Origin of the sequence: Streptomyces sp. RP5T (assembly GCF_003933965.1) — a bacterium.
Taxonomy (GTDB): Bacteria; Actinomycetota; Actinomycetes; order Streptomycetales; family Streptomycetaceae; genus Streptomyces.
The window spans coordinates 1-1,324 of sequence record NZ_RSAJ01001092.1 but is presented as its reverse complement, the minus strand read 5'-3'; the positions used below and the strand labels follow the sequence as shown (position 1 = coordinate 1,324).

Sequence of the window (1,324 nt, the reverse complement as noted above, 5' to 3'; positions counted from 1 at the left end):
GGTGGGGACGGGGCTGCCGCCGCCCGTCACGGGGGACTCGCCCGCGCCGAGCCGGCCCCACAGCGACTCCGGCTCCCGGCCCCAGCCGGCCGCGGTGCCGGGGCGCTCGCCCTCGCGCAGGGCCGCCTCCTGCGGATCGAGGCCGTACTTCACATAGCCTGCCTTGGAGCCCAGCACCCGGAAACGGGGGCCGAGCTGTGCGGTGGTGGCGGAGACGTACAGGTGGGAGCGGACACCGCTCGCGTGGGTGATCGCGATGAACGTGTCGTCGTCGATCTCGGCGCCCGGGCGGCGCACGTCCGCCTCGGCGTACACGGACGCGGCGGGCCCGAAGAGGGTCAGGGCCTGGTCGACGACATGGCTGCCGAGGTCGTAGAGCAGACCTCCGATCTCTGCCGGGTCGCCGGACTCGCGCCAGCCGCCCTTGGGCTGCGGTCGCCACCGCTCGAAACGGGACTCGAAGCGCCATACGTCGCCCAGTTCGCCCTCGTCGAGGAGTCGGCGCAGGGTCAGGAAGTCGTTGTCCCAGCGTCGGTTCTGGAAGACCGACAGGAGCAGGCCGCGCTCCTCGGCGCGGGCGGCGAGCTCGCGCGCCTCGGCCGCGGTGCCGGCGATCGGCTTGTCGACCACGACCGGGAGACCGGCCTCCAGGGCGGCGGTGGCGAGCGGGACGTGGGTCTTGTTCGGCGACGCGATGACGACGAGATCAAGCTCGTCGGCGCGGGCGAACAGCTCGTCGGTGCCCGCGACCGTACGGACGTCCGGGAACTCGGCGCGGGCCTGTTCCTGCCGCTCGGGGTTCGAGGTGACCACCGTGTCGAGGGCGAGGCCCTCGGTGGCGGCGATCAGCGGGGCATGGAAGACGGAGCCCGCGAGGCCGAAGCCGACGAGGCCCACGCGGAGGTCAGCAGCAGTCATGCCCTCCACTTTCGCAACGGTGTTGCCAAAGTGCAAGCGTGGCGGACAATGGCCGGTGTGAACAGGACGAACGGCGGCGTCAACCTCCCGGCCCTGCGCAGCCACAACACCGCGCTCGTGCTCGATCTGCTCCGGGGCGCGGGCGCCGGGGGCATCAGCCGACTGGAGCTCGCCGAGCGGACGGGGCTGACCCCGCAGGCCGTCTCCAAGATCACCGGGCGGCTGCGGGAGGCGGGCCTCGCGGCGGAGGCGGGTCACCGGGCGTCGACGGGCGGCAAGCCGCGGACCGTCCTGCGGCTGGTGCCCGGGGCGGCCCACGCGGTGGGCATCCACCTGGACCGGGACGCGCTGCGGACGGTGCTGGTGGATCTCGCGGGGACGGTGGTGGGCGAACGCCGTGCCGCGC

Annotated in this window: 2 protein-coding genes; one reads left to right on the top strand and one right to left on the bottom strand. The window is 73.9% G+C overall.

The window, feature by feature from the left end; translation table 11 throughout:
- A partial coding sequence (locus EHS43_RS44700) for a Gfo/Idh/MocA family oxidoreductase (RefSeq protein ID WP_125196070.1) occupies nt 1–918 on the bottom strand: 918 nt, incomplete at its 3' end.
- Nucleotides 919–975: 57 nt separating this feature from the next.
- Between EHS43_RS44700 and EHS43_RS44695 the strand changes: the two genes are divergently transcribed.
- Nucleotides 976–1,324 (top strand): winged helix-turn-helix transcriptional regulator (locus EHS43_RS44695; protein WP_260471021.1); only part of this gene is annotated, 349 nt, incomplete at its 3' end.